23 protein-coding genes are annotated in these 24621 nt (G+C 72.0%); 12 read left to right on the forward strand and 11 right to left on the reverse strand.

Annotation, left to right across the window (positions count from 1 at the left end):
• On the forward strand, positions 1 to 853 hold an 853-nt coding region (locus tag EEY80_RS18830; protein ID WP_126979282.1), incomplete at its 5' end, for a TRAP transporter large permease subunit.
• Entirely contained in the window at positions 850 to 1227 is a 378-nt protein-coding gene (locus EEY80_RS18835; RefSeq protein WP_126979284.1) for a DUF1850 domain-containing protein, read from the forward strand. The genes EEY80_RS18830 and EEY80_RS18835, both read left to right, overlap by 4 nt.
• Positions 1228 to 1242: 15 nt before the next feature.
• Here the strand turns inward: EEY80_RS18835 and EEY80_RS18840 are convergent, their stop codons facing one another.
• The 3 genes from EEY80_RS18840 to pcaD form a co-directional block, all read right to left on the reverse strand.
• On the reverse strand, positions 1243 to 3117 hold the full coding sequence (locus EEY80_RS18840) for an autotransporter outer membrane beta-barrel domain-containing protein (RefSeq protein ID WP_126979286.1): 1875 nt from the start codon (positions 3115 to 3117) through the stop codon (positions 1243 to 1245).
• 98 nt (positions 3118 to 3215) lie between these two features.
• Positions 3216 to 4529 carry a lyase family protein gene (locus tag EEY80_RS18845; protein WP_126979288.1) on the reverse strand — a complete coding sequence of 438 codons (1314 nt, stop codon included), beginning with the start codon at positions 4527 to 4529 and terminating at the stop codon, positions 3216 to 3218.
• A 39-nt stretch (positions 4530 to 4568) separates the two neighbouring features.
• Positions 4569 to 5348 (reverse strand): 3-oxoadipate enol-lactonase, encoded by a 780-nt coding sequence (gene pcaD / locus EEY80_RS18850; protein ID WP_235829914.1) that lies wholly within the window; start codon positions 5346 to 5348, stop codon positions 4569 to 4571.
• Between the two features lie 64 nt (positions 5349 to 5412).
• Between pcaD and EEY80_RS18855 the strand changes: the two genes are divergently transcribed.
• Positions 5413 to 6351 (forward strand): LysR substrate-binding domain-containing protein, encoded by a 939-nt coding sequence (locus EEY80_RS18855; protein WP_164738323.1) that lies wholly within the window; start codon positions 5413 to 5415, stop codon positions 6349 to 6351.
• Here EEY80_RS18855 and EEY80_RS18860 read toward each other — a convergent pair.
• Together EEY80_RS18860 and EEY80_RS18865 are read right to left on the reverse strand one after the other, a co-directional pair.
• Positions 6348 to 7094 (reverse strand): FadR/GntR family transcriptional regulator, encoded by a 747-nt coding sequence (locus EEY80_RS18860; protein ID WP_126979294.1) that lies wholly within the window; start codon positions 7092 to 7094, stop codon positions 6348 to 6350. The two genes, EEY80_RS18855 and EEY80_RS18860, sit on opposite strands and share 4 nt — an antisense overlap.
• A gap of 75 nt (positions 7095 to 7169) precedes the next feature.
• On the reverse strand, positions 7170 to 8684 hold the full coding sequence (locus EEY80_RS18865) for an aldehyde dehydrogenase (NADP(+)) (protein ID WP_126979296.1): 1515 nt from the start codon (positions 8682 to 8684) through the stop codon (positions 7170 to 7172).
• Between the two features lie 285 nt (positions 8685 to 8969).
• Here EEY80_RS18865 and kdgD point away from each other — a divergent pair, with 285 nt between their 5' ends.
• The 7 genes from kdgD to EEY80_RS18900 all read left to right on the forward strand — a co-directional run bounded on the left by kdgD (position 8970) and on the right by EEY80_RS18900 (position 15318).
• The gene (kdgD, locus tag EEY80_RS18870; protein ID WP_126979298.1) at positions 8970 to 9887 is read left to right on the forward strand and encodes a 5-dehydro-4-deoxyglucarate dehydratase; all 918 of its coding nucleotides are present in this window, start codon (positions 8970 to 8972) and stop codon (positions 9885 to 9887) included.
• Positions 9888 to 9889: 2 nt separating this feature from the next.
• Positions 9890 to 11026, forward strand: a complete 1137-nt coding sequence (locus EEY80_RS18875) for a mandelate racemase/muconate lactonizing enzyme family protein (RefSeq protein WP_126979300.1) — start codon at positions 9890 to 9892, stop codon at positions 11024 to 11026.
• The gene (locus EEY80_RS18880; protein ID WP_126979302.1) at positions 11023 to 11892 is read left to right on the forward strand and encodes an amidohydrolase family protein; all 870 of its coding nucleotides are present in this window, start codon (positions 11023 to 11025) and stop codon (positions 11890 to 11892) included. Before EEY80_RS18875 ends, EEY80_RS18880 begins: the two co-directional genes overlap by 4 nt.
• Before the next feature lie 44 nt (positions 11893 to 11936).
• Complete coding sequence (locus EEY80_RS18885; RefSeq protein WP_126979304.1) at positions 11937 to 12911, forward strand: TRAP transporter substrate-binding protein; 975 nt, start codon at positions 11937 to 11939, stop codon at positions 12909 to 12911.
• A gap of 72 nt (positions 12912 to 12983) precedes the next feature.
• Positions 12984 to 13502, forward strand: coding sequence for a TRAP transporter small permease (locus EEY80_RS18890; RefSeq protein WP_126979306.1), 519 nt, complete (start codon positions 12984 to 12986; stop codon positions 13500 to 13502).
• A gap of 3 nt (positions 13503 to 13505) precedes the next feature.
• Complete coding sequence (locus EEY80_RS18895) at positions 13506 to 14786, forward strand: TRAP transporter large permease (protein ID WP_126979308.1); 1281 nt, start codon at positions 13506 to 13508, stop codon at positions 14784 to 14786.
• Positions 14787 to 14895: 109 nt separating this feature from the next.
• Positions 14896 to 15318: a DUF1489 family protein gene (locus EEY80_RS18900; RefSeq protein ID WP_126979310.1), complete on the forward strand. Its 423-nt coding sequence runs from the start codon at positions 14896 to 14898 to the stop codon at positions 15316 to 15318.
• Between the two features lie 91 nt (positions 15319 to 15409).
• Here EEY80_RS18900 and hisG read toward each other — a convergent pair whose 3' ends face one another.
• From hisG to hisS, 3 genes are read right to left on the reverse strand one after another with little or no spacing between them, the layout of a single operon-like run.
• Positions 15410 to 16120 carry an ATP phosphoribosyltransferase gene (hisG, locus tag EEY80_RS18905; protein ID WP_126979312.1) on the reverse strand — a complete coding sequence of 237 codons (711 nt, stop codon included), beginning with the start codon at positions 16118 to 16120 and terminating at the stop codon, positions 15410 to 15412.
• The gene (locus EEY80_RS18910; protein WP_126979314.1) at positions 16117 to 17169 is read right to left on the reverse strand and encodes an ATP phosphoribosyltransferase regulatory subunit; all 1053 of its coding nucleotides are present in this window, start codon (positions 17167 to 17169) and stop codon (positions 16117 to 16119) included. Before EEY80_RS18910 ends, hisG begins: the two co-directional genes overlap by 4 nt.
• Positions 17169 to 18659, reverse strand: a complete 1491-nt coding sequence (hisS, locus tag EEY80_RS18915; RefSeq protein WP_126979316.1) for a histidine--tRNA ligase — start codon at positions 18657 to 18659, stop codon at positions 17169 to 17171. Before hisS ends, EEY80_RS18910 begins: the two co-directional genes overlap by 1 nt.
• An 81-nt stretch (positions 18660 to 18740) precedes the next feature.
• On the opposite strand from hisS, the gene EEY80_RS18920 reads away from it, so the two are divergent.
• Positions 18741 to 18947, forward strand: coding sequence for a SlyX family protein (locus EEY80_RS18920; protein WP_126979318.1), 207 nt, complete (start codon positions 18741 to 18743; stop codon positions 18945 to 18947).
• A 3-nt stretch (positions 18948 to 18950) separates the two neighbouring features.
• Here the strand turns inward: EEY80_RS18920 and hrpB are convergent, their stop codons facing one another.
• Together hrpB and EEY80_RS18930 are read right to left on the reverse strand one after the other, a co-directional pair.
• Positions 18951 to 21416, reverse strand: coding sequence for an ATP-dependent helicase HrpB (gene hrpB, locus EEY80_RS18925; protein ID WP_268885665.1), 2466 nt, complete (start codon positions 21414 to 21416; stop codon positions 18951 to 18953).
• A gap of 8 nt (positions 21417 to 21424) precedes the next feature.
• Complete coding sequence (locus EEY80_RS18930; protein WP_126979320.1) at positions 21425 to 22204, reverse strand: DUF3108 domain-containing protein; 780 nt, start codon at positions 22202 to 22204, stop codon at positions 21425 to 21427.
• A gap of 170 nt (positions 22205 to 22374) precedes the next feature.
• Between EEY80_RS18930 and meaB the strand changes: the two genes are divergently transcribed.
• Positions 22375 to 23394 (forward strand): methylmalonyl Co-A mutase-associated GTPase MeaB, encoded by a 1020-nt coding sequence (gene meaB / locus EEY80_RS18935; RefSeq protein ID WP_235829915.1) that lies wholly within the window; start codon positions 22375 to 22377, stop codon positions 23392 to 23394.
• A 90-nt stretch (positions 23395 to 23484) separates the two neighbouring features.
• Here the strand turns inward: meaB and epmA are convergent, their stop codons facing one another.
• Positions 23485 to 24567 carry an EF-P lysine aminoacylase EpmA gene (gene epmA / locus EEY80_RS18940; protein WP_407920747.1) on the reverse strand — a complete coding sequence of 361 codons (1083 nt, stop codon included), beginning with the start codon at positions 24565 to 24567 and terminating at the stop codon, positions 23485 to 23487.
• Positions 24568 to 24621 lie beyond the last annotated feature (54 nt).

Consider the following 24621-nt stretch of genomic DNA (forward strand, 5'->3'; position numbering starts at 1 on the left):
CGCCTCGGCGGCCTTCCTCGAATACGGTGTCAACCTGCTGGTGCTGGTGATCGGCCTGCTGGTGGCGGCCTGCGCGCTCCTGAAGGGCGCGCGCCCGACGCTGGGCATCCTGCGCGACGCGCTGGCGCAGGGCGCGCGCAACGCGCTGCCGGTGGGCATCGCCTGCGCCATCGTCGGCATCGTCATCGGCACGCTGACCCTGACCGGCATCGCCTCGACCTTCATCGGCGCGATCATCGCGGTGGGCGAGAACAACCTGTTCCTGTCGCTGGTGCTGACGATGCTGACCTGCCTCGTCCTCGGCATGGGCATCCCCACCATCCCCAACTACATCATCACCTCCTCGCTGGCCGGACCCGCGCTGCTAGAACTGGGCGTGCCGCTCCTCGTCAGCCACATGTTCGTCTTCTACTTCGGCATCATGGCCGACCTGACCCCGCCGGTGGCGCTGGCCTGCTTCGCCGCCGGGCCCATCGCCAAGGCTTCGGGGCTGAAGATCGCGCTGCAGGCGGTGCGGCTGGCGGTGGCGGGCTTCGTGATCCCGTTCATGGCGGTCTACACGCCGGCGCTGATGCTGCAGGATGGCGGGCCGCTCGCCGCGAGCCTCGGCTATCCGGTGGAGGTGGCCTATATCCTGCTGAAGGCGGTGCTGGGGGTCGGGCTCTGGGGCGTCGCCGTGGTGGGCCAGTTCCTGGGCCGCGCCACCCTGCCCGAACGGCTGGTCGCCTTTGCCGGCGGCGTGTCGCTGATCGTGGCGCTGCCGGTATCGGACGAGATCGGCTTCGCGCTCGCCGCGCTGTTCGGGGTCCTGCACTGGCTGCGGCTGCGCCGGCAGGGACAGGCCCCGGCATGAGCCTCTGCATCGCCGCCGGCGGCCTGCTGCTGGCGCTGGCGGCGGAGCGCTTCACGCTCGACTGGACCCATTCGGTGGAGAAGATCCGCTGGCACGAGGTCTGGACCGTTTCGGAGGCGGGCCTGCGCCCGGTCGAGGCGGTGATGACCGGCAGCGGCGCGGGGATGGAGCCGCCCGCCGGCGCGGTGTTCCGCGACGGCGGCTGGCACGCGACGCCCGACCTGCCGCCGCAACGCCTGGTCCGGCTCGCCGCCTCGGGCAAAACCGGCGCCGGATGGACCCTCTGCGCCGCCGGAACCTGCCACGAACTGGGCGCCGAACCCGGCCCCCCCGTCCTGCTCTGGAGCGCCGAGGACTGCGCCGACCCGCCCTGAGGCGTCAGGCAAGGGTCAGAGCGGCAGGCGCAGCCCGAACCCCGCCGTCAGCCCCGTCTCGTCCTCGTCGTCCACGCTGGCTTCCAGCCGGGCATCGAGGATCATCCCCGAGGCGAGCCGCGTGCTCCAGCTGCCGCCGAGGCTGAAGGCGGTGCGGTCGAGGTCGTCCTCGGCGTCGAAGCTGGCCGAGGCGCCGCCGAAGCTGGCGGTGATCGCGTCGGCATCGCCCTGCTGGCCGGTGACGGCGACGAAGCCGCGCAGGCGGGTGTCGGCGTCCAGCATCATCGGCACGCCCAGTTCCAGCCGCAGGTAGCTCGATTCCACGTCGCGCCCGTCGATGCGGGTCGCGAGCGTGTCGAGGTCGTAGCCGTCGATCTCGTGCCGGCTGAAGCCGCCTTCCAGCGCGAGGTCGAGCCCCGCCCCCGCCTCGGCCGGGCGCATGACCCAGTCGAGCCGGCCGGCCACGCCGGTCAGGGTGCCGTCGGCGCCGTCCGATCCGGCGATGTCGTCGCCCCCGGTCTCGCCGGTGAAGACGGTCGCGGCATAGCCGAAGACCGGCGTGCCGCCCGACAGGCGCAGGCCGACCAGCGTCGCCTCCAGATCGCCCGCGCCGGTCCGCGACAGGAAGCCGCCGACCTGCACGCCGCCCAGGGCGTGGTCATAGCCGATCGCGCCCGACAGCACGTCCTCGTCATCGGCGCTGCTGCCGATGCCGAAGCCCGAGGCCCAGACCCCCGCCCCCGCCGCCGCCACCAGCACCTGCCGCGACAGGCCGAAGGCGAGGTCCCGCCCCGCCCGGTCCTCGGCCGACAGCACCGCGTCATCGAGCAGCACCACCCCGGTCGCGGCCACCACCGCCGGGCCGGCCGTGGTCACCGTCTCGATCGCCGAACCGAAGGTCAGCACCTCCATGCCGGTATAGGCGATCTCCAGCGTGTCAGCGCCGTCGCCCATCTCGATCGCGCCCTCGACGACCGACCCCTGCTGCAGGACCAGCACGTCATCGCCCGCGCCCAGATTGACCGCAGTGCCCCCGAGGCCGATCAGGCTGCCCGAGTTCACCACCGTCTGCGCGCCGGTATCGGCGGGATCGGTGTTGATCGCGATGGTGCCGCGGATCGTGCCGCTGTTGGTGACGGTGGAGGCTTCGGTGCTGGGGTCGAAGTCGATGCCGTCCTCGGAGCCCAGCGATTCGATCAGGCCGGAATTGGTGACGGTGCCGAAGTCGAGGTCGACGCCGTCCTGATCGCCGGTCGAGGTGATGCGGCCGGTATTGGTGATGGTGGCGTTGGTGCCGGCGTTGATCGCGTCGTCCACCGCCTCGATGATCCCGTCATTGATGACCACGGCATCGGGCTGGTTGACGTTCACGCCCTCACCCGCGGCGGTGATCACGCCGGTCGCGGTATTGATGACGGTACCGCCGATTTCGGTCTGCACGCCGTCGTCGCCGCCGGTGATCGTGCCGCTGTTGATGATCGTGCCGTTGTCGTCGATGTTGACGCCGTCGCCATCGCCGCCGGTGATCGTGCCGGTATTGGTGACGGTCACGTCATTGTCGCCCTGCACCGCATGGTCGTCGGTCGAGGACAGGGTGCCCGCATTGGTGAAGGTCACGCCATCGTCGAATTCGAAGGCCTGGGTCGCGCCGCCGTCGATGACCGCCCCGGCCAGCACCTCGATCGTCGCGTCGTCGAGCCCGTCATCGACGATGCCGGTCCCGGTGCCGGAACAGACCACGGCATCGCCATCCGCCGGGGCGTCGGGCACGCAGGCGGATTGCGCGGCAGCCACGCCCGGCAGGGCGGCGACGGCAAACAGCGCCAGCAGCGAGGTGGTGGAGGCCAAGACGGCGGCGCGGGCGGCGGCGCGGGCAGGGAACAGGGTCAACGGATCGTCCTTCGCGAGAGTCTGGGATGGGACCCCGGTTAAGGACATCATGTCAACGAAATGTGACAAATCCCGGCCAAGTGCCGGATTTGCTGGTCTTATCCGGTTCGCGCAGCCGAGGCGAAGGCCCGCGCCTCGGCCGGTGCCGTGCCCGTCGACGCCGCCGGCAGCCGCAGCGACGGAAAGTCCCGCTGCACCAGCACCGGCAGGGGCTGCCCGACGGCCAGCGCCTCGGCACAGAGGGCCTTGATCCGCGCCTGCGCCTCGGGCCGCGGCATCTGGCGGGCCAGCGCGAAGCTCATCGCCTCGGCATGGATCAGCCCGCTGCCGTCATCCAGATTGCGCGCCATCGCCTCGGGCACCGGCGCGATCCGCCCGGCGAGGTCCACCGCCAGGGCCAGCGCCCGCCCGGTGGAGATGCAGAGCTGCGGCAGCACCAGCCATTCGGTGAACCAGGCCGCGCCGTCGCGTTGCTGCCGGTGCAGCCCCGCCCCCTGCATCGCGGCGGCCAGCGCCCCGACCTGCCGCGCCAGCGCCACCAGCGCCGAGGGGCCGACGGGGTTCTGCTTCTGCGGCATGGTCGAGGATCCCCCGGCCCCGGCGATCCGGATCTCGCCGATCCCGGATTGCGCCATCAGGATCAGGTCCTCGCCCAGCTTGCCCAGACTGGCGCAGAGCCCCGCCATCCAGCCGGCGAAGGCGCCGATCCGGTCGCGTTCGGCATGCCACGAGGCGCCGGGATCGGTCAGGTCCAGCGCCTCGGCCAGCGCGGCGCGGACGGCCGGCCCCTCGGGCCCCATCGCCGACAGCGTGCCGGCGGCCCCGCCCAGCGACACCACCGCCAGATCGGGCGACAGCGCCGCCAGCCGCGCCCGGTGCCGCAGGACCGGCGCTCCCCAGCCCGCCACGACCGCGCCGAAGCTGGTGGGCGTCGCCGCCTGCCCGTAGGTGCGCGCCGCCATCGGCAGGTCGGCATGGGCCTCGGCCAGATCCGCCAGCGCCGCCAGCAGCGCGGCCAGCCGCCCGTCCCACAGCATCGCCACCCGCCGCAGCCGCAGCGCCAGCGCCGTGTCGACGATGTCCTGGCTGGTCGCGCCCCAATGCAGGTATTGCGCATGGTCCGGCGCCTGCATCGCCGCGCGGAAGGCCGCGACCAGCCCCGGCACCGGCACGCCATCCGTGGCCGTGGCCCCGGCCAGCGCCGCGGGGTCGATCTGCACCTCGCGCGCGGCACGGTCGATGAAGGCCGCCGCCGTGTCGGGGATCAGCCCCAGCCGGCCCTGCACCCGCGCCAGCGCGCCCTCGACCAGCAGCATCGCCCGGATCTCGGCGCTGTCGGTGAACAGCGCCGCCGTCTCGTCATCGCCGAGAAGCCGGCGGTAAAGGGCGCTGTCGGCGGGGGCTGCGGGCATGTCGGTCCTGCGATGCGGAAGGAAGGTGGCGCGGGCCGGTCAGCCCGCATGGTCGGTCAGGAAGGGCCGCAGCAGCGCAGCCATGGCCTCGGGCGTCTCGACCGGCGGCAGATGGCCCGCGCCGGGGATGACGTGGAAGGACGCGCCCCCGATCAGCGCCGCCAGCGCCGCCACCTGATCCGGCGGCGCCGCGCCATCCTCGGCCCCGGCGATCACCATCACCGGCAGGTCGATGGCCCGCGCGGCCGCGGTCAGGTCGGCCCCGGCAATGGCCGCGCAGGCGGCGGCATAGCCCGCGGCCGGGGTGCGGGTCAGCATCGCCCGCCACAGCGGCAACTCCGGCCGGGCGCGGAAGCCGGGCGCGAACCAGCGATCCAGCACCGCATCGGCGATGCGGTCGATCCCCCCGGCCTCCACCGCCGCGATCCGGTCGCGCCAGCCCTCCGCCGTGCCCATCCGGGTGGCGGTGCAGGCCAGCACCAGCCCGCGCAGCAGATCGGGCCGCGCCGCCGCCAGCGCCTGCCCGATCATCCCGCCGATGGAGAGGCCGACGAAGACGACCGGCCCCGCGGCCACCGCTTCGATCAGGCGGGCGGCGTCGCGGGCCAGATCCTCGATGGCGAAGGGGGCTGCGCAATCCGACAGCCCGTGCCCGCGCAGGTCGAAGCGGATGGCACGGTGACCCGGCAGCAGCGGCAGCACCGCGTCCCACAGGCGCAGGTCGGTTCCCAGCGAATTGGCGAAGACGATGGCGGGCGCGGCCTCCGGCCCGTCGACCCGGACATGCATCGCCCCCCAGTCCAGCGTCAGAACTTGCACGGTGATCCTCCCGCCCATAATCTGGCACATCGAAAACCGCGGAGACAATGCCGAATGCTGCAGGATGGATAACCGCCCGATCATGCATCCGGCGGTGAAGCTGCGCCATATCCGTGCCTTCCTCGACATCGCGGCCGAGGGCGGGCTGACTGCCGTCGCCCGGCGGCAGGGGATCAGCCAGCCCGCCCTGTCGCGCACGCTGGCGGAACTGGAGGATCTGCTGGGCCAGCCGCTGTTCCTGCGGCAGGGCCGCCGGCTGGTCCTGACCGAGGCGGGGCAGCTGTTCCGCCGCCATGCCGCCGCCGCGATCGGCACGCTGGAGGCCGGGGCCGCCGCGCTGCAACCCGGGCAGGCGGGCAGCCTGCGCATGGGCGTGCTGCCGACCGTGGCGACGCGGTTCTTTCCACAGGTGATGCTGCGCTTTCGCGACCTGCGGCCGCAGGTCGTGCTCGCGGTCGAGACGGGGCCGCATTTCCACCTGATGCAGATGCTGCGCGACGGCGCCATCGACCTGATGGTGGGCCGCCTTCCCGGCGCACAGGAAATGGCGGGCCTGACCTTCGACCATCTCTACGAGGAAGACGTGGTGCTGGCGGCGCGGGCCGGGCATCCGCTGGCCCATCGCCCGCTGGCCGAGGCGCTGGCCCGCGTGCCGCTGATCCTGCCGCCCGCCACCGCGCTGATCCGCCCCGCGGTCGATGCCTGCCTCGCCTCGCTGGGCCTTGCCGGGCAGCGGCCCGCGGTCGAGACGGTGTCGCTGGCGCTCGGCCGCGGGCTGTGCCTCGGCTCGGACATGCTGTGGTTCATCTCGCGCGGGGTGATCGTCGACGAACTCGACCGCGGCCTGCTGGTGGAGCTGCCGCTGGGGGCGCGGTCGCTGGCCGGTGCGGTCGGGCTGACGATGCGGCAGACGGCGACCGGCCCCGACCTGGCGACGCTGGCCGATGTCGCCCGGGCCGTCGCGCGCGAACGGGCGGGCGCGCCGGGTCCGCCGGCCCCCTAGCCCCGCCGCGCCCGCAGCACGGCGCGATAGCGGGCCTGGCTGTTCTTCAGATGCCGGCGCATCGCGTCCCGCGCCCGGTCCTCGTCGCCATCCAGGATCGCCGCCACGATGGCCTCGTGTTCGTCGTTCAGCAGCGCGTGGTAATCGGCGGGCACCGGGCTGTCATCGCCCTCGACCACGGCCCGGCGCGGGATCACGTTCGACCCCATGAAGGCCAGAAAGTCGCGGAAGCGGGGATTGTTGCTGGCATCGGCGATGGCGAGGTGCAGCGCGAAATCGGCATCCGCGGTGGGTTCGCCGGCCCGCGCCCGGCGCATCAGGTCGCGGTGGCATTCCACGATCCGTTCCTCCTGCGCGGGCGAGCGGCGCAGCGCCGCCAGCCCCGCCGCATCGCCCTCGACGGCGGTGCGCAGTTCCAGCATCTCGACCAGTGAGGAGACGCGGTCCAGATCGAGGTTGCGGAACGGCGCCTCGGCGGCGGGCGGCGGGTCGAGCACGAAGACCCCCGCGCCCTGCCGCGCCTCGACCAGCCCTTCGGAACGCAACGCCGCCACCGCCTCGCGGACGACGGTGCGGCTGACGCCGAACTCCTGCGTCATCTGCGCCTCGCTCGGCAGGCGGTCGCCGGGGCGGTAGCGGCCCTTCTCGATCTCGCCGCGGATGGCGTCGCGCAGGCGGATCACCAGCGTTCCGCCGGCCGGGGCCGGGCCGCGATGTAGGTCGGTGGGTGCCGTGCGCGCCATGCCTGCCTCTTGAACACGTCTTCGCTAGGTATCTCTGCCCCGCCCGGGCCGCAATGGGCCGGGCGGGCGGGCGCATCAGCGCAGGTCTTCGGGAAGCAGCGCCGCGGGCAGGTTCTGATAGCAGACCGGGCGCAGGAAGCGGCGGATCGAAAGCGTGCCGACGCTGGTGGCGCCAAAATTGGTCGAGGCGGGATAGGGCCCGCCATGGACCATCGCATCGGCGACCTCGACCCCGGTGGGAAAGCCGTTGGCCAGCACCCGCCCGGCCCTGGTCTCCAGGATCGGCAGCAGCGCCCGCGCCAGCGGCAGGTCGGCATCTTCCATCTGCAGCGTCGCGGTCAGCTGGCCCTGCAGCCCCTGCGCGAGGCCGATCATGTCGGCCTCGGACCCGGTGCGCACCACCAGGCCCAGCGGGCCGAAGACCTCTTCCCCCAGCGTGTGATCGGCGAGGAAGGCCTCGGCCCCGATCTCGTAAAGATTGGGGCTGGCCGTGCGCCCGGCGCTGTCGGTGACATGGACGGGGCGCACCGCATTGCGGCTGTCGAAACGGTCCTTGCCCGCGCGATAGGCTTGGGCGATGCCGTCGGTCAGCATGGTCTGCGCCGGCACCGCCCGCAGCGCCGCGGCGGTTGCCTCGACGAAGGCGTCGCCATCGGCCCCTGCCGGCACCGCGGCGATGCCGGGATTGGTGCAGAACTGGCCCGCGCCCATGGTCAGCGACCCGGCCCAGCCCTGCCCCAGCGCCGCCGGCCGCGCCGCCAGCGCCCCCGGCAGCACGAACATCGGGTTGACCGAGCCCAGCTCGCCGAAGAAGGGGATCGGTTCCGGCCGTGCGGCGCAGAGGTCGAAGAGCGCCCGCCCCCCGGCCAGCGACCCGGTGAAGCCCACCGCCCTGATGCGGGGGTCGGTCACCAGCGCCTCGCCCACCCGGCGGTCGCCGCCCTGGATCAGGCCGAAGACGCCGGCGGGCATCCCCGTGCGGCCGACGGCGGCGCGGATCGCCTCGGCCACGATCTTGCCGGTCCCGGGATGGGCGGAATGCCCCTTCACCACCACCGGGCAGCCCGCGGCCAGCGCCGCCGCGGTGTCGCCCCCCGCGGTGGAGAAGGCGAGCGGGAAGTTCGAGGCGCCGAATACCGCCACCGGCCCGATCGGGCGCTGCATCATCCGCAAGTCCGGCCGGGGCAGCGGCTGGCGGTCCGGCAGCGCCGGATCGTGGCGACGGTCGAGATAGGCGCCGTCGCGGATGTGGCTCGCGAACAGCCGCAGCTGCCCGATGGTGCGGCCGCGCTCGCCCTCCAGCCGTGCGGCGGGCAGGCCGGTCTCCTGCGTTCCGATCCCGGTGATGGCCTCGGCGCGGGCCTCGATCTCCTCGGCGATGGCGTCGAGGAACGCCGCGCGCGCGGCCCGGCTGGTGGCGGCGAAGGCGGGAAAGGCCGCCTCGGCCGCCGCGCAGGCCCGGGCAACGAGCGCGGGTGTGCCTGCGGAAAACGCGTGCGACGGCCCTTCGGCGGGGGAGGAGTCGAAGGTCGCCTCGCCCGCGATCCAGCCGCCGGCGATCAGGTGCCGGCCATGGGGGGTGAAGGTCATCTCTGCTGCTCCTTCGCTGGGGTCGGGACCGCGCCGCCCGGCACCTCGACAGCCCCCGGACGCAGGGTCAGTCTGAAACACATCATGCAAGTTACGTCAACCTTGTGCGGCGGCAATGGCCACTAATATCTCATATTTTTCTTGTAAGTACGGAGTATCTACAGCAGACCACGAGAGTCTCGACCGACATATGATGCGCGATTCCGATCCACTTGTACTATGACTTGTTGACAGACTCTCGGGCGGCCGTTAGCACCTCTGCAACACGACCCGGAAAGGCGCCCCATGACCCCCGACCAGCTGAAGACGACGCTCGGCTCCGGCCTCCTGTCCTTCCCCGTGACCCATTTCGACGCCGAGGGCCGCTTTGCCGCCGACAGCTACCGCGCGCATGTGGAGTGGCTGGCGGGCTTTCCCGCGCCGGTGCTGTTCGCCGCCGGCGGCACGGGCGAGTTCTTCTCGCTCGCGCCCGAGGAAATCCCGGCCATCGTTGCGGCGGCCAAGGACGTGGCCGGCGATACCGCCATCGTCTCGGGCTGCGGCTATGGCACCGAAATGGCGGTCGAGATCGCCCGCTCGGCCGAGAAGGCCGGGGCCGACGGCATCCTGCTGCTGCCGCACTACCTGATCGACGCGCCGCAAGAAGGGCTTTATGCCCATGTGAAGGCGGTGTGCCGCTCGGTGGGCTTCGGCGTCATGGTCTACAACCGCGACAATGCGGTGCTGCAGCCCGACACGCTGGCCCGGCTGTGCGACGACTGCCCGAACCTCGTCGGCTTCAAGGACGGCACAGGGGATATCGGGCTGGTGCGGCAGGTGACGGCGAAGATGGGCGACCGGCTGACCTATCTGGGCGGCATGCCCACCGCGGAACTGTTCGCCGAGGCCTATCTCGGCGCGGGCTTCACCACCTATTCCTCGGCCGTGTTCAACTTCGTCCCGGCGCTGGCGGTGGATTTCTACCGGGCCTTGCGGGCCGGCGAGCGCGCCACCTGCGAGCGGATCCTGAACGAGTTCTTCTATCCGTTCATGGCGATCCGCAACCGGGCCAAGGGCTATGCCGTCTCGGCCATCAAGGCGGGCGTGCGGCTGCAGGGCTTCGCCGCCGGCGCCGTCCGCCCGCCGCTGACCGACCTGACCGGGGAAGAGACGGAGATGCTGGCGGCGCTGATCGCGCCGTGGCAGCGCAAGGCGGCCGCCTGATCATGAAGATCGCCGCCATCCGCACCCATCTGCTGGAACACCGGCTGGACGTGCCCTTCGAAAGCGCCTCGATGCGCTTCGACCGCCGGGCGCATGTGCTGGTCGAGGTGGAATGCGACGACGGCACCGTCGGCTGGGGCGAATGCCTCGGCCCCGCACGGCCCAACGCGGCCGTGGTCGCGGCCTATGCGCCTTGGCTGATCGGGCAGGACCCGCTCGCGACGGAACGGCTGTGGGCCGTGCTCTACAACGCGCTGCGCGATCAGGGGCAGCGCGGGCTGGCCGTCACCGCGCTGTCGGGCATCGACATTGCGCTGTGGGACATCAAGGGCCGGCATCTGGGGCAGCCCGTCTCGGTCCTGCTGGGCGGGCGCTGGCGCGACAGCCTGCGCGCCTATGCCACCGGCAGCTTCCGGCGCGACGGGGTGGACCGCGTCGCCGACAATGCGGCCGAGATGGCCGAACGGCGGGCCGAGGGCTTCCATGCCTGCAAGATCAAGATCGGCTTCGGCCTGACCGAGGACCTCGCCGTGATCCGCGCCGTGCGCGAGGCGATCGGCCCGGACATGCGGCTGATGATCGACGCGAACCACGGCTATACGGTGGCCGAGGCGATCCGTCTGGGCCGCGCCGCCGCGGAGTTCGACATCGACTGGTTCGAGGAGCCCGTGGTCCCCGAACAGCTGTCCGCCTATGCCGAGGTGCGGGCGGGTCAGCCGATCCCCGTCGCGGGCGGCGAGACATGGCACGGACGCTGGGGCCACTGGCAGGCGCTGCAGGCGCGGGCGGTGGACATCCTGCAACCCGACATCGCCGGCTGCGGCGGCCTGTCGGAGGCCGCGAAGATCGCCACGCTGGCCAGCCTGCAGGGCATCCGCGTCGTGCCGCATGTCTGGGGAACGGGCGTGCATATCGCCGCGGCGCTGCAGTTCATGGCGGCAATGGTGCCCGACCCGGTGCGGGTAAACCCGGTGGAGCCGATCCTCGAATTCGACCGCACCCACAACCCGTTCCGGCAGGCGGTGCTGACCCGCCCGATCGAGCCGGCGGGCGGGGTCGTCGCCATCCCCGACGGCCCCGGCCTGGGGATCGAGATCGACCGCGACGCGCTGGCCGAATTCAGGATGCCGGAGGCATGACGATGATCGAGCGCAGGCTGACCGGCCGCCCGCCGGCCCCGCCCCTGCCCCGCGGCACGGTGGACACGCAGATGCACATGTATCTGCCGGGCTTCCCGGCGCAGCCCGGCGGGCCGGGCCTGCCGCCCGATCCCTTGCCCGGCGCGGACGCCTACCGGCAGGTGATGGGCTGGCTCGGCATCGACCGGGTGGTCATCACCCAGGGCAATGCGCATCAGCGCGACAACGGCAACCTGCTGGCCTGCCTGGCCGAGATGGGCGAGCGCGCCCGCGGCGTCGCGGCCATCGGCGCCAAAACGACCGAGGCCGAGATGGCGCGGCTGGAGGCGGCGGGGGTGGTCGGCGCCCGGATCATGGATCTGCCGGGCGGCGCGGTGGGCCTGGCCGAGCTGGAGGCGGTGGACGACCGCGCCCATGCCGCAGGCTGGATGCTGGCGGTGCAGTTCGACGGCAGCGACCTGCTGGCCCATCTGCCCCGGCTGGAACGGCTGCGCAGCCGCTGGGTGCTGGACCATCACGGCAAGTTCCTGCGCGGCGCCGCCGCCGATGCGCCGGAAATCGACGCGCTGCTGCGGCTGATCGACCGGGGCAATGTCTGGTTCAAGTTCGCGGGCGTCTACGAATCCAGCCGCGACGGCGCCCCCTACGAGGATGTCGCCGGCTTCTCGCGCCGGATCGCCGCCCATGCGCCCGACCGGATCGTCTGGGGCACGAACTGGCCGCACAACATGGCGCGGACGACAACGGACTATCCCGACGATGCCGATCTGGCCGACCGGGTGCTGGGCTGGCTGCCCGAGGGCGCGCGCGACCGGGTGCTGGTGAGCAATCCCGAAGAGCTGTTCCGTTTCCCGCCCCTCCGCTGAGAGGGGCTGCATGGGCTGGGGAGGCCCGAAGAGTGGAGGACAAGATGAAACTGACCAAGACCTTCCTGATCTGCGGCACGATCCTCGCCGGATCGGCGGCGGGGGCCTGCGAGATCACGCTGCGGTCGGCCGATACCCATCCCGACGGCTATCCGACCGTCGAGGCGGTGAAGCGGATGGGCGAGATGGTGTCCGAACGCTCGGGCGGGCGGCTCTGCATCGAGGTGTTCCCGGCCTCGACCCTCGGCGAGGAGAAGGACGCGATCGAACAGACCCAGTTCGGCGTCATCGACATGGTCCGCGCCTCCTTCGGCCCGTTCAACAACCTCGTGCCGGAAACGCAGATCGTGTCGCTGCCCTACATCTTCCGGTCCAGCGAGCACATGCGCAAGGTGATGGACGGCCCCATCGGCGAAGAGATCGCCAAGGGCTTCGAGGCGCATGACCTGAAGGTGCTGGCCTTCTACGACGGCGGGGCGCGGTCCTTCTACAACTCGCAAAAGCCGATCCAGTCCATCGACGACCTCGAAGGCATGAAGTTCCGCGTCATGCAGTCCGACGTCTTCGTGGACATGATGGCCGCGCTCGGCGCCAACGCGACGCCCATGCCCTATGGCGAGGTCTATTCCTCGATCCAGACCGGCGTCATCGACGGGGCCGAGAACAACCCGCCCTCCTATGACACCTCGGGCCATTTCGAGGTGGCGAAATACTACACGCTCGACGAACACCTGATCATGCCCGAGGCGCTGGCGATCTCGACCATGAGCTGGGACAAGCTGAGCCCCGAGGATCAGGAGATCGTGGCGCAGGCGGCGAAGGACTCGGTTCCGGTGATGCGCGAGCTGTGGGATGCCAAGGTGACGGAATCCGAGGCGAAGGTCGAAGAGGCCGGTGTCGAGATCGTCCGCGACATCGACAAGACCCCGTTCATCGAGGCCATGGGTCCGGTCTACGACAAGTATGTGACGACGCCGGAACTGAAGGACCTCGTCGCCCGCATTCAGGCGACGGAATAACCGGCCCCGGCCGATATTGCCGCCGCGGCGCCCGATGGTGCCGCGGCCCGATCCGCCCATACGGAGTCCGCCATGCGCGACCTGATGCTCGCCGTGGAACGCGCCACCAGCCTTCTGGCACGCGCCGCCCTCTATACCGCCGGGGCCGGTCTGGTCCTGATGACGGCCTTCGTCTTCGCGCAGGTCTTCGTGCGCTACCTGCTGAACGACAGCCTCTACTGGGCGGAACCCGCCGCGATCCTGGTGATGGGCTGGTTCATCTTCCTCGGCGCCGCCGTCGGCATCCGCGAAGGCTCGCACCTGTCCTTCGACGTGCTGCTCTACATCGTACCCGACTGGCTGAAGCCGGTCTTCCACACGATCTCCGACCTCGCCATCGCCGCCTTCGGCATCGGCATGGTCTGGTATGGCTGGGCGCTGGCCGCCAAGGCCGCAAGCAACGTGATCCCCGGCCTCGGCCTGTCGCGCGCCTTCGACTTCGCGCCGGTCATCGGCGGCGGCCTGCTGCTGGTGATCTTCACCGCCGAACGGATCGCCCGGCGGATGGCGGGGCTGCGCACCCTGCGCTTCGGCGATGTGGTGGAGGACTAGGCCATGGAACTGCTGATCCTGTTCGGAACCTTCGTAGGCCTGCTGCTGATCGGCACCCCGGTCGCCTTCTGCCTCGGCATCGCCAGCTTCGCCACGGTGCTCTATCTCGGGCTGCCGCCGGTGGTCGTGTTCCAGCGGCTGAATTCCGGCGTCTCGGTCTTCGCGCTGATGGCGATCCCCTTCTTCATCTACGCGGGCGACCTGATGGTGCGGGGCGACATCGCCCGGCGGCTGGTGGCGCTGGCGGGCGGGCTGGTCGGGCATCTGCGCGGGGGGCTGGGGCAGGTCAACATCCTGACCTCGGTGATGTTCGGCGGCGTCTCGGGCTCGGCCACCGCCGATGCCTCGGCGGTGGGCGGGCTGATGGTCCCGCAGATGAAGGCGCGCGGCTATGACGTGGACTATGCGGTGAACATCACCGTCGTCGGCTCGATCATCGCGCTGATGATCCCGCCCTCGCACAACATGATCATCTATTCGATCTCGGCCGGCGGGCGGCTGTCCATCGCCGACCTGTTCACCGCCGGGATCGTCCCGGGCCTGCTGCTGGCGCTGTCGCTGATGGTGGCGGCCTGGACCGTCGCCCGCCGCCGCGGCTATCCGACCGAGCCCTTCCCCGGCTTCGCGGTGCTGGGCCAGCTCTTCGTCAGCGCGGTGCCGGGGCTTCTGCTGGTGGCGCTGATCTTCGGCGGCGTCCGGTCGGGGATCTTCACCGCCTCGGAAAGCTCCAACATCGCGGTGGTCTATGCGCTGTTCGTGACGCTGTTCGTCTTCCGCACCCTGACCTGGCCGGAATTCGTCGAGGCGACCTTCGGCGCCGTCCGCACCACGGCGATGGTGCTGCTGGTCATCGGCTCGGCCGCCTGCTTCGGCTGGCTTCTCGCCTATCTGCGGGTGCCGGCCGCGATGATCGCCTTCCTGCAGGACATCTCGCAGAACCCGCTGGTGATCCTGCTGCTGATCAACGTCACGCTGCTGATCCTCGGCACCTTCATGGACATGTCGCCGCTGATCGTGATCACCACCCCGATCTTCCTGCCGGTGGCCGAGGCCTTCGGCGTGGACCCGATTCATTTCGGCGTGATCCTGATCCTGAACCTCGGCATCGGCCTCTGCACCCCGCCGGTGGGCTCGGTGCTGTTCGTCGGCTGCGCGGTGGGCCGCATCGGCATCGGCCAGGCGATGCGGACGATCTGGCCCTTCTACCTCGCCGCCTTCTCGACGCTGATGCTGGTCACCTACATCCCGGCGCTGTCGCTGTGGCTGCCTGCAATGTTCCGCTGACAGCGGGCGACAGGCAGATGGCGGTGAGGCGCCGGCGCGGTTGCCTCGCCGCCCGCCCGCGCCTAGATAGGGCGGACCCGTTCCACCCTTCCGTCGGACCGCATCGCCCTTGGCCGGACATGTCAACCTCATCAAGCTCTGCGTCGGCGCCGACGGGGTCGAGGATCTGGCCCGCTGGCAGGCGCAGCGGTTCAGCGACGAGCCGCCCTTCCACATCACCCGGATGTGGCCGAAGCGCGCGCCCGAGGTGCTGGCCGGCGGCTCGCTCTACTGGGTGTTCCGCGGCGTGGTGCTGGCCCGGCAGCGGATCCTCGACCTGCGCGAGGTGACGGGCGTCGACGGCATCCCCCGCTGCGCCATCGTCATGGACCCGGCCCTGGTCCGGACCGAGCCGCTGCCCCGCCGCCCCTTCCAGGGCTGGCGCTACCTGACCCCGGCCGACAGCCCCCGCGACCTTCCGGCCGGGCGCGAGCGCGAGGAGCCGCTGCCCGAGGCGCTGATGCAGGAACTGGCGCGGATGGGGCTGCGCTAGGCGGCCCCATCTTCTGTTCGAAAATATCCTCGGGGGTGAATTGCCGCGTCCGCGGCAAGAGGGGGCAGAAGGCCCCCTCCCTCCTTCCGCCTCAGATCCCCGCCGGCCGCGCGGCGCCCAGCATCGGCAGCAGCCGCTCCAGCACCTCGCCCGTCTCTGGCGACCAGTCTGCGGCCCGGGCAGCGAAAAGCGTCGCCTGGCTCTGGTGGATCAGCCCGTCGGACAGGATCTTCAGGTGGTTGGCGCGCAGGGTCTCGCCCGACGAGGTGATGTCGGCGATGGCCTCGGCGGTCAGGTTCTTCACCGTTCCCTCGGTCGCGCCCTGGCTGTCGACCAGCTGGTAATCGGCCACGCCATTGTCGCGCAGGAAGTCGCGCACCAGCCGGTGATACTTCGTCGCGATCCGCAGGCGGAAGCCGTGGCGGCGGCGGAAGGCGGCGGCGGCGGCGTCGAGGTCGTCCAGCGTCTCGACATCCGTCCAGCAGGCGGGCACCGCGACGATCAGGTCGGCATGGCCAAAGCCCATCGCCGCCAGTTCCGCCACCTGATCCTGCCAGTCGGCCAGCCGGTCGCGGACGAGGTCCGACCCCGTCACACCCAGATGGATGCGCCCGGCGGACAGTTCGCGCGGGATCTCGCCCGCCGACAGCAGCACCAGCTCGATCCCCGCGCACCCCTCGACGGCGCCCGCATATTCCCGGTCCGACCCGGTGCGCGCCAGCGTCAGCCCGCGCGCCGCGAACCAGTCGAAGCACTGGTCCATCAGCCGGCCCTTCGAGGGCACGCCCAGTTTCAGCGTCATGGCCGCCCCCCGAGGTCGAAGACCACGCCCGGCCGGATCACCCCGCCCACAGCCGGGATCGAGCGGCCGGCGCCCAGCATCGCCGTCATCGCGTCATAGCGCCCGCCCGAGGCTACGGGCGGCAGGCCCGGGTCGCGGCTGGCGAAGCTGAAGACGAAGCCGTCGTAATATTCCAGCGTGGTGCGGCCGTGGCTCGCCTCGAACCGGATCGCGTCCAGATCGACGCCCCGCGCCGCCATCGCCTGCATCCGTCGCGTCAGCCGGTCCACCGCACCGGCGATGGCGGGCATCTGTTCGGCGAGGTCCCCCAGCCGGGCCAGTGCCTCGGGCGCAGGTCCGGCAAGGTCGAACAGGTCGTCGAGCAGCGCCACCTCGGCCTCGGCGATGGGCGGGGCGGCGGCATCCTCGGCCAGCGCCGCCAGCCGGGCCGCGATCTCGTCCTCGCCCCTGAGGCCGATCCAGGGCGCGGCGACGGGCGAGGGCGCGCGCGGCACCCCGGCTGCGCCGAAGCGCGACAGCAGTGCATGGAACCGCCGGGGCCGCCAGATATGCCGCAGCAGCGCCGCCTTGCGCGCGGGCAGCGTGTCGAGCCCCTTCACCGCGTCGATCAGGATGCCGATGTCGCCCATGGTCGCGGTCAGGTCCAGCGGCGCCAGCACCTGCGCGAACAGGGCGAAGACCTCGGCATCCGCGGTCTCGGGCGCCTCGCGGGCGAAGATCTCGAACCCCGCCTGGAAATATTCGGCGCTGCGGGGGCCGCGATGCTCCTGCTTGCGGAACACCTCGCCCAGATAGCAATAGCGCGCCGGATCGGCGCCCCCGGCCATGTGCATCTGCACCACCGGCACGGTGAAATCCGGGCGCAGCATCATCTCGCCCTGCAGCGGGTCCTGCGTCACATAGGCCCGCGCCCGGATATCCTCGCCATAAAGGTCAAGGAGCGTACCGGCCGGCAGCAGCACCGGCGCCTCCACCTCGGCGGCGCCCGCGGCGCGGAACCCGGCCAGCAGCGCCTGCCCGGTCGCGCGGGCCTCGGCCTTGGTCGCCATCAGCCCTGCCCCAGCATCTTCCGGACCTCGGCCACCAAATCGGCGCGCGGCACCTCGACCTGCGCGGGCCGCTGCGCCCATTCCTCGCGGCTGGCATCCTCGGCAATGGCCGCGCCCAGCACCAGATCCTTCAGCACCACCGCGCCCCGCGCCGCCTCGTCGCCGCCCTGGATCACCGCGACGGGGGCGGCGCGCTTGTCGGCGTATTTCAGCTGGTTGCCGAAGTTCTTCGGGTTGCCCAGATAGACCTCGGCCCGGATGCCGGCGCGGCGCAGGTCGGCCGCCATCGCCAGATAGTCGGCCATCCGATCGCGATCCATCACCGTCACGACCACCGGGCCGGGGGCGGTGGCGCCCATCCGGCCCTTGGCGCGCAGCGCGGCCAGCAGCCGGTCCACGCCGATGGAGACGCCCGTGGCCGGCACCGCCTGCCCGGTGAAGCGCTTGACCAGATCGTCATAGCGCCCGCCCCCGGCGACCGAGCCGAAATTGCGCGGACGGCCCTTTTCGTCGGTGATCTGGAAGGTCAGTTCCGCCTCGAAGACCGGGCCGGTGTAGTAGCCGAGGCCACGCACCACCGAGGGGTCGATCTCGATCCGGTCCGGGCCATAGCCCTGCGCGTCGAGCAGCGCCGCGATGGTTTCGAGTTCGTCCGCACCCTCGGCGCCGGTGGCGGACCCCGCCACCAGGTCCCGAAGCCGCGCGACCGTGGCCGCGCCGTCGCCGCGCTTGGCGGACATGAAACCCATCACCGTATCCGCCTGTGCGTCCGACAGCCCTGCGCCCTTCGTGAAGTCGCCGCTCTCGTCCTTGCGGCCCTCGCCCATCAGCGCGCGCACCCCGGCCTCGCCGAACTTGTCGAACTTGTCGATGGCGCGCAGCACGATGCCGCGTTCCTCGGCGAAGCGGCCGGGGTCGGCGGGGTCGAGCACGCCCGCCACCTCCATCACCCCGTTCAGCACCTTGCGGTTGTTGACCCGGATCAGATAGTCGCCGCGCGGGATGCCCACTGCCTCCAGCGTGTCGGCCAGCATGGCGCAGATTTCCGCATCCGCCGCGACGGAGGGCGCGCCCACCGTATCGGCATCGCATTGGTAGAACTGGCGAAACCGCCCCGGCCCCGGCTTTTCGTTGCGCCAGACCGGCCCCATCGCATAGCGGCGGTAGGGCGCGGGCAGGTCGTTGCGATATTGCGCGGCGACGCGGGCCAGCGGCGCCGTCAGGTCATAGCGCAGCGCCAGCCAGTCGCTGTCCTCCTCCTGCCAGGCGAAGACGCCCTCGTTCGGGCGATCCACATCGGGCAGGAACTTGCCCAGCGCCTCCACCGTCTCGACGGCCGAGGTTTCCAGCGGGTCGAAGCCATGGCGATGATAGACCTCGGCGATGGTGTCGAGCATCGCCTTGCGTTCCGTCACTTCCGTCCCGAAATAGTCGCGAAAGCCCTTGGGCGTTTCCGCGCGCGGCCTGCGGGGGGCTTTGTCCTTGGCCATGTCTCGCCTCGACTGCTGTCGGGCGCGGGTGTAGCGGAAGGCTCGCGCGGGAACAAGCGCGGCAGGACGGAGGATCGGACGATGGAAGAGCGGCTGCATCAGGCCGAAGAGGCGCTGGCCCATCTGGCCCGCACGGTGGAGGACCTGTCCGAGGTCGTGACCCGGCAGGCGCGCGAGATCGACCTGCTCACCCGCCGCGTCGCGCTGCTGCTGGAACGCGAGGCGGAACGCGAGGCCGATGCCGGCGGCACGGTGCCGCTGGCCGACCAGCGCCCGCCCCACTGGTGACGGTCAGGTCCCGCGCGGCTTGGCCCGCAGCGTCGGCTCCGCCACCGTCGGGTCCTCGGGCCAGGGGTGGCGCGGATAGCGGCCGCGCATGTCGCGCCGCACATCGGCATAGCTGCTGGCCCAGAAGCCCGGCAGGTCCATCGTCACCTGCACGGGCTTGCCCCCGGGCGACAGCAGCGTGATCCGCAGCGGCCGCCGCTTCGGCCCCACGGTCGGATGGACGGTGACGCCGAACATCTCCTGCAGGCGGACCTCGATGCCGGGCGCCTCGCCGTCATAGTCGATGGGCACCCGCCGCCCCAGCGGCGTCTCGAACTGCTCCGGCGCGAGCCGGTCGACCAGTTGCTGCTGGTCCCATGTCAGCGCCGATTTCAGCGGCTCGGTCAGGTCCATGCCGCGCAGGTCGGCCTCCGTCCGCCGGCCCGCGAGATGGGGCAGCAACCAGTCTTCGGCGCTGTCCAGCAGCGCCGCCTCGCCCATGTCCGGCAGGTCCGCGCCTTCCTCGCGCAGCAGCGCGATCCGGGCGCGCAGCCGGGCGGCGCGAGGGGTGAAGGTCAGGCCGACCTGCCGCATCCCGTCCAGCGCCGCCCGGGCCAGCGCCTCGGTCGGCGCGTCGGGCCAGGTCCGGTCGTCCAGAACCAGCGGCCCCAGCCGTTCCTGCCGCCGCGCCACCACCCGCCCGTCGCGTCGGGACCATTCGCACTGGTCGTGCCAGCCGATCCGGTCCGCGAACAGCCGCCGCAACTGTGCCTCGGCGATCTCCACCGCCTGCCGGATGCCCGCCTCGCGCGCATCGCCGTCGAGGTCCGTCGCCACGATCAGCCGCGCCTTCGCCAGCGGGTCCGTTTCGGCCAGCGCGGCCCCCTTGCCGCCCGACAGCAGCCAGCGCGGCGCCTCGCCCTTGCGGCGCAGCCCGATCCGGTCGGGATAGGCCAGCGCCGCCATCTCGGGCAGGGCGAAGGTCCCGGCCACCGGCTTCACCAGCCGCGCCAGCCGCTTCGCCTCGGCCCGCACCCGCTCCACCGTGCCGCGATGCACCGGCCAGACGTGATCCGCCTCGAAGCCGCGCGGGTCGCGGATCGCGGCCAGCCGCAGCGACAGATCGGCGGGCGCGCCCTTCAGCGGGTCGCGCTCGGCCAGCAGCGCCGCCAGCGGCGCCGCGTCCGGCCCCGCCACCGCCAGCATGTGCCCCAGCCGCGGATGCAGCGGCAGCGCCGCCAGCGCCCGACCATGCGCGGTGATCCGCCCCTGCCCGTCCAATGCCCCCAGCCCCGCCAGCAGCGCCCGCGCCTCGGCCAGCGCCGGGGCGGGGGGCGGGGTCAGGAAGGCCAGATCGCCCGCATCCGCCCCCCAGACCGCCAGTTCCAGCGCCAGGCCCGACAGGTCCGCCGTCTCGATCTCGGCCGGGGGAAAGGCGGCCAGCGCCCCCTCCTCGCCCCTGGTCCACAGCCGGTAGCAGATGCCCGGCGCCACCCGGCCCGCCCGGCCGCGCCGCTGTTCCGCCTCGGCCCGCGTCACCCGTTCCGTCACCAGCCGCGACATGCCCGACCCGGGATCGAAGCGCGCCCGCCGCGCCCGCCCGGCATCGACCACCACGCGCACATCCTCGATGGTCAGCGAGGTTTCGGCGATCGAGGTCGCCAGCACCAGCTTGCGCCCGGTCGCCGCCGGCCGGATCGCCGCGCGCTGTGCGGCGAATTCCATCGCGCCGAACAGCGGATGCACCGCGCATTCCGCCGGCAGCCGCCCCTTCAGCGCCGCCTCCACCCGCCGGATCTCGCCCTCGCCCGGCAGGAAGACCAGCACGCCCCCCACCGTCTCGGCCACCGCCTGTTCGACCAGCCCCGCCACCGCCGCCTCGAAGCGCAAGGACCGGTCCGGCGCCCGCGCCAGCCAGCGCGTCTCGACCGGGAAGGCGCGGCCCTCGGAGGCCACGACCGGCGCGTCGTCCAGCAGCGCGGCCACGGGCGCCGCATCCAGCGTGGCCGACATCACCACGACCAGCAGGTCGGGCCGCAGCGCGCCGCGCACCTCCCATGTCAGGGCAAGGCCCAGATCGGCATTCAGGCTGCGTTCGTGGAATTCGTCGAAGATCACCGCGCCGATGCCGGGCAGGTCCGGGTCGGATTGCAGCATCCGGGTCAGGATACCTTCGGTCACCACCTCGATCCGGGTCGCGGCCGAGGTCTTCGCCTCGCCCCGGATCCGATAGCCGACCGTGCCCCCGACCTCTTGGCCAAGCGTCGCGGCCATCCGTTCCGCCGCCGCCCGCGCCGCCAGGCGCCGCGGTTCCAGCATCACGATGCGGCCGACGGTCAGCCCCGCCTGCAGCAGCGCCAGGGGCACCCGCGTGGTCTTGCCCGCCCCCGGCGGCGCCATCAGCACCGCGCGCCCCTGCATCCGCAGCGCATCCAGCAGCGCCGGAAGGGCCGCGTCGATGGGCAGCGGGGAAAGGTCGGTCTGGCTCACGCCCCGGCTTATCGCCGTTTCAGCGCGCCTTTGCCATAGATCGTGTCCATCGTGACCTGCGTCACCCGCAGCATCCCCTCGCCCGCCGGGGCCAGATGCAGGGTGAAGGGAAAGCGGGTCTTCTCGGCCATGTCGTCTGCGGAAAAGCCCGCGACCCGGCGATATTCGCCCGCGCAGGTGACACCGCCGCCCGGCGCGGCCTTCGGGGTCGCCAGCGACACGGCGGTGCGGCGCTGGCCGTCGAACAGCGCGAGGCTGCGGTTGCAGGCCTGATCCGCCGGCACGTCGCGCAGCACCGCGAAGGCCGCCGTCATCGGATCGACGGTGCCGGCCTGTGTCGCCGGGTCCAGCGCCTTGTCGTCGGGCTTGCGCGGGGGCTGGTATTCCTTCACCTGCGGCACGCCGCGGACATAGTCCATCACCGCGTTGGACTGGCGCCTGCCGGTATCCGCCGCCTCGACATAGCGGGAGGGCACCAGCCGCCCGCCCGCGACCTGCCCGCGCACCTCGGCGTCGTAGCGGATCTTGCGCAGCATTGCCAGCAGCCCGCTGCTTTGCAGCCGGCCCGTCGCCTGATAGCGCCCCCCGGCGGTGCGGCCGTCGATGGTCAGGGTGCCGGCGGTGATGCCCCGCAACTGCAGGTCGTAGACCGCGCTGTCGCGCTGCTCCTGCGCGGCCAGCGGAAGGGCCAGCGGCAGGGCCGACACCGCGAGGACCGCGCCCGCCAGCAGCAGGCGGCGCAGGGACGGGCCTTTCGCGCCCGAGGCAGGAAGGATCGGCAGGGTCATGGCCATCGGTCTTTCGCTGTTTCGTTCCCTCGGCCCCGACATAGCCCGGCCGGCGCGGACAGGACATCCCCCGGATCGTCACCGCCGATGACAACTCCGCCAGCGGCGGCAAAGATTGCATGGCCCTGCCTGCCATGGTCAGGTGTCGTCGCGATGACAGGAGAGCATGGATGACCGCGCCCGAGCCCCGACCGCTGCGCCCCACCGACGAGGGAACGGCGCCCATGGCCGACCGCATCGCCGCGGGCGACCGGCGCGCGCTGGCCCGGGCGATCACCCTGATCGAAAGCGGGCGCGAGGATCACCGCGCGCAGGCGGTGGCGCTGCTGGACCGGCTGGCGCCGCTGGGGCGGCAGGCGCTGCGCATCGGCCTGTCGGGCACGCCCGGCGTCGGGAAATCCACCTTCATCGAAAGCTTCGGCCTGATGCTGACCGGGCGGGGGCTGAAGGTGGCGGTGCTGGCCGTCGACCCGTCCTCGACCCGCTCGGGCGGGTCGATCCTCGGCGACAAGACAAGGATGGAGCGGCTGAGCCGCGACCCCCTCGCCTTCATCCGGCCTTCGCCCAGCCAGGCCCGGCTGGGCGGCGTCGCCCGCCGCACGCGCGAGGCGGTGGCGCTGTGCGAGGCGGCGGGCTTCGACGTGGTATTGATCGAGACGGTGGGCGTCGGCCAGTCGGAAACCTTGGTGGCGGGGATGGCCGACCTCTTCGTGCTGCTGCTCGCACCGGCGGGCGGGGACGAGCTGCAGGGCGTCAAGCGCGGGATCATGGAGATCGCGGACCTGATCCTGGTGAACAAGGCGGATGGCGAGCTGAAACCGGCGGCGACCCGCACCGTCGCGGATTACGCGGGCGCGCTGCGGCTGCTGCGCCGCCGGCCGCAGGACCCCGAGGGCTTTCCCAAGGCGCTGCCCGTCTCGGCGCTGGACGAAACCGGGCTTGCGGCAGCCTGGGACGAGATGCAGGCGCTGGCCGGTTGGCGGCGTGATCGCGGCCATCTCGCCGCCCGCCGCGCCGAACAGGCCCGCGAATGGTTCGAGGACGAGGTGCGGCAGGGCCTGCTGGCCCGGATCGACCGCGATCCCGCGATCCGCGCCGGGATGCAGGATCTCGGGCGGGCGGTGACGCGGGGCGAGATGGCCCCCGCCGCCGCCGCCGCCGACCTGCTCGGCCGCATCGGCCGGGACTGACGCCGCCCGGACCCGCGCGCGCCCCTTGTCTTCTTGTCGGCGCAAATATCCCGGGGGAGTCGCGGCCTGCCGCGACGGGGGTAGCGCCCCCTAGTCCGCGACCGGCGTCCAGATCACCGCGTCGATATTGGGGGCCGCCGTCGCCAGCATCGCCAGCCGGTCGAAGCCCATCGCGATCCCGCTCGCCGCCGGCATCCGCGCCAGCGCCGCGAGGAAATCCTCGTCCAGCGGATAGCGTTCGCCATAGACGCGCGCCTTCTCGTCCATCTCCAGCCCGAAGCGGCGGCGCTGTTCGGCGGCATCGGTCAGCTCGCCGAAGCCGTTGGCCAGTTCCACCCCGCAGGCATAGAGTTCGAACCGTTCCGCCACCCGCGCGTCGCCCGGCACCCGCCGCGCCAGCGCCGCCTCGGCTGCCGGATAGCGGTCGAGCACGACGGGATGGCCGATCCCCAGATGCGGCTCCACCTTCTCGACCAGCACGCGCGACAGCATGTCGGACCATGTGTCGTCGGCGGCGCGACGGACGCCTGCCCCGTCCAGCGCCCGGGCCAGCGCCGCGGCATCGGGCGCCCCGTCGGGGCCGATGGTCGCCAGAAGGTCGATGCCGGCATGGCGGGCGAAGGCCTCGGCCACCGACAGCCGCTCCACCGGTGCGAAGGGATCGCAGGCCCGGTCGCGGAACCGCAGGGCGCGGGTGCCCGCCGCCTCGGCCGCCAGCCGCAGGAAGGCCGCGCAATCCGCGATCAGCCGGTCATAGGGCTCGCCCGCGCGATACCATTCCAGCATGGTGAATTCCGGGCTGTGCAGCACGCCGCGCTCGCGGTTGCGCCAGACATGGGCAAAGGCCGCGATCCGCGTCTCGCCCGCCGCCAGCAGCTTCTTCATCGCGAATTCCGGCGAGGTGTGCAGATACATCGGCCGCGCCTGCCCGTCATTGCCGAGGGCGCGCGTCTCGAAGGCATGCAAATGCGCCTCGTTGCCCGGGCTGACCTGCAGGGCGACCGGATCCACCTCGACGAAACCCTCGGCCGCGAACCAGCCGCGCAGCGCCTGCTGGATGCGGTTGCGCGCCATCAGCGCGGGCCGGCGGTCGGCATGGCGGGCCGGGTCCCACCAAGGCGTGTCGGGGACGGGCCGCGCGGGGCGGGAAAGCGGATCGGTCATCGGCGGCATGCGGCTTTCGGCTGGAAATCCGGGGCAGGATGCGCTACGCGCGGCGGCAATGCC

Origin of the sequence: Frigidibacter oleivorans (genome assembly GCF_003993775.1) — a bacterium.
Classification (GTDB): Bacteria; Pseudomonadota; Alphaproteobacteria; order Rhodobacterales; family Rhodobacteraceae; genus Frigidibacter; species Frigidibacter oleivorans.

What these genes read in the sequence shown, in the direction of transcription:
- EEY80_RS18890 (WP_126979306.1), top strand. Translation starts at nt 12,984, where the DNA reads ATGCGCGACCTGATGCTCGCCGTGGAACGCGCCACCAGCCTTCTGGCA.
- EEY80_RS18910 (WP_126979314.1), bottom strand. Translation starts at nt 17,169, where the DNA reads ATGGCGACCAAGGCCGAGGCCCGCGCGACCGGGCAGGCGCTGCTGGCC.
- EEY80_RS18920 (WP_126979318.1), top strand. Translation starts at nt 18,741, where the DNA reads ATGGAAGAGCGGCTGCATCAGGCCGAAGAGGCGCTGGCCCATCTGGCC.
- EEY80_RS18880 (WP_126979302.1), top strand. Translation starts at nt 11,023, where the DNA reads ATGACGATGATCGAGCGCAGGCTGACCGGCCGCCCGCCGGCCCCGCCC.
- EEY80_RS18845 (WP_126979288.1), bottom strand. Translation starts at nt 4,529, where the DNA reads ATGCCCGCAGCCCCCGCCGACAGCGCCCTTTACCGCCGGCTTCTCGGC.
- meaB (WP_235829915.1), top strand. Translation starts at nt 22,375, where the DNA reads ATGACCGCGCCCGAGCCCCGACCGCTGCGCCCCACCGACGAGGGAACG.
- EEY80_RS18930 (WP_126979320.1), bottom strand. Translation starts at nt 22,204, where the DNA reads ATGACCCTGCCGATCCTTCCTGCCTCGGGCGCGAAAGGCCCGTCCCTG.
- kdgD (WP_126979298.1), top strand. Translation starts at nt 8,970, where the DNA reads ATGACCCCCGACCAGCTGAAGACGACGCTCGGCTCCGGCCTCCTGTCC.
- hisG (WP_126979312.1), bottom strand. Translation starts at nt 16,120, where the DNA reads ATGACGCTGAAACTGGGCGTGCCCTCGAAGGGCCGGCTGATGGACCAG.
- EEY80_RS18895 (WP_126979308.1), top strand. Translation starts at nt 13,506, where the DNA reads ATGGAACTGCTGATCCTGTTCGGAACCTTCGTAGGCCTGCTGCTGATC.
- hisS (WP_126979316.1), bottom strand. Translation starts at nt 18,659, where the DNA reads ATGGCCAAGGACAAAGCCCCCCGCAGGCCGCGCGCGGAAACGCCCAAG.
- EEY80_RS18875 (WP_126979300.1), top strand. Translation starts at nt 9,890, where the DNA reads ATGAAGATCGCCGCCATCCGCACCCATCTGCTGGAACACCGGCTGGAC.
- epmA (WP_407920747.1), bottom strand. Translation starts at nt 24,567, where the DNA reads ATGCCGCCGATGACCGATCCGCTTTCCCGCCCCGCGCGGCCCGTCCCC.
- EEY80_RS18855 (WP_164738323.1), top strand. Translation starts at nt 5,413, where the DNA reads ATGGATAACCGCCCGATCATGCATCCGGCGGTGAAGCTGCGCCATATC.
- EEY80_RS18835 (WP_126979284.1), top strand. Translation starts at nt 850, where the DNA reads ATGAGCCTCTGCATCGCCGCCGGCGGCCTGCTGCTGGCGCTGGCGGCG.
- EEY80_RS18865 (WP_126979296.1), bottom strand. Translation starts at nt 8,684, where the DNA reads ATGACCTTCACCCCCCATGGCCGGCACCTGATCGCCGGCGGCTGGATC.
- EEY80_RS18885 (WP_126979304.1), top strand. Translation starts at nt 11,937, where the DNA reads ATGAAACTGACCAAGACCTTCCTGATCTGCGGCACGATCCTCGCCGGA.
- EEY80_RS18860 (WP_126979294.1), bottom strand. Translation starts at nt 7,094, where the DNA reads ATGGCGCGCACGGCACCCACCGACCTACATCGCGGCCCGGCCCCGGCC.